Below are 1,844 nucleotides of genomic sequence, written 5' to 3'. Positions count from 1 at the left end.
TCTAGTGGTGTGGGTGGGTAGGGGAGCGTCCTGCATCCGTGGAAGCGCCGGAGTGATCTAGGTGTGGAGGGTGTGGGAGTGAGAATGCAGGCATGAGTAGCGAAAGACAAGTGAGAAACTTGTCCGCCGAATGACCAAGGGTTCCTGGGCCAGGTTAATCCGCCCAGGGTGAGTCGGGACCTAAGGCGAGGCCGACAGGCGTAGTCGATGGACAACGGGTTGATATTCCCGTACCCGTGCATCCGCGTCCAATGGCGAATCATCTGTACTAACCACCCAAAAGCCACTGTTTGGCTCCTTCGGGAGCCAGCTGGTGGTGGCTGCGTGGGACCTTGGGTGTAGTAGTCAAGCGATGGGGTGACGCAGGAAGGTAGCTGGGCCAGTCAGTGGTTGTACTGGTGTAAGCCTGTAGAGCGAGGCATAGGTAAATCCGTGTCTTATAGAGCTTGAGAGGTGATGCGTAGCCGTTGTGGTGAATTCAGTGATCCTATGCTGCCGAGAAAAGCCTCTAGTGAGTTGGTGCATGGCCCGTACCCCAAACCGACACAGGTGGTCAGGTAGAGAATACTAAGGCGATCGAGATAACTGTGGTTAAGGAACTCGGCAAATTACCCCCGTAACTTCGGGAGAAGGGGGACCACGGCCGGTGATGAGTCTTGCACTCTGAGCTGGTGGTGGTCGCAGAGACCAGAGAGAAGCGACTGTTTACTAAAAACACAGGTCCGTGCGAAGTCGTAAGACGATGTATACGGACTGACGCCTGCCCGGTGCTGGAAGGTTAAGAGGACCGGTTAACCGCCTTGTGTGGTGAAGCTGAGAATTTAAGCCCCAGTAAACGGCGGTGGTAACTATAACCATCCTAAGGTAGCGAAATTCCTTGTCGGGTAAGTTCCGACCTGCACGAATGGCGTAACGACTTCTCTGCTGTCTCAACCACAGGCTCGGCGAAATTGCAGTACGAGTAAAGATGCTCGTTTCGCGCGGCAGGACGAAAAGACCCCGGGACCTTCACTATAGCTTGGTATTGGTGTTCGGTACGGTTTGTGTAGGATAGGTGGGAGACTGTGAAGCTATCACGCTAGTGGTGGTGGAGTCGTTGTTGAAATACCACTCTGATCGTATTGGGCTTCTAACCTCGGACCCTGATCGGGTTCAGGGACAGTGCCTGGTGGGTAGTTTAACTGGGGCGGTTGCCTCCTAAAGTGTAACGGAGGCGCCCAAAGGTTCCCTCAGCCTGGATGGCAATCAGGTGTTGAGTGTAAGTGCACAAGGGAGCTTGACTGTGAGACGTACATGTCGAGCAGGGACGAAAGTCGGGACTAGTGATCCGGCACCGGCAAGTGGAAGCGGTGTCGCTCAACGGATAAAAGGTACCCCGGGGATAACAGGCTGATCTTCCCCAAGAGTCCATATCGACGGGATGGTTTGGCACCTCGATGTCGGCTCGTCGCATCCTGGGGCTGGAGTAGGTCCCAAGGGTTGGGCTGTTCGCCCATTAAAGCGGCACGCGAGCTGGGTTTAGAACGTCGTGAGACAGTTCGGTCTCTATCCGCCGCGCGCGATTAGAAACTTGAGGAAACCTGTCCCTAGTACGAGAGGACCGGGACGGACGAACCTCTGGTGTGCCAGTTGTCCTACCAAGGGCACTGCTGGTTAGCTACGTTCGGAAGGGATAACCGCTGAAAGCATCTAAGCGGGAAGCCTGTTCCAAGATGAGGTTTCTCACCACCCTCGGGTGGGTAAGGCCCCCTACAGATCATGGGGTTGATAGGCCAGAACTGTACGCACAGTAATGTGTTCAGGTGACTGGTACTAATAGGCCGAGGACTTACTAACAACACTCA

Annotated in this window: 1 rRNA gene; it reads left to right on the top strand. The window is 54.9% G+C overall.

Features of this window, described 5'->3' with window-relative positions:
- Positions 1-1,836, top strand: a 23S ribosomal RNA gene (locus L5G32_RS19085); the annotation flags it as partial.
- Between the last annotated feature and the right edge of the window lie 8 nt (positions 1,837-1,844).

The sequence above is a fragment of the Gordonia zhenghanii genome (genome assembly GCF_021738965.1).
Classification (GTDB): Bacteria; Actinomycetota; Actinomycetes; order Mycobacteriales; family Mycobacteriaceae; genus Gordonia; species Gordonia zhenghanii.
Note: the sequence above shows the minus strand (reverse complement) of the source record. Positions and strands in the feature narration are given on the sequence as shown.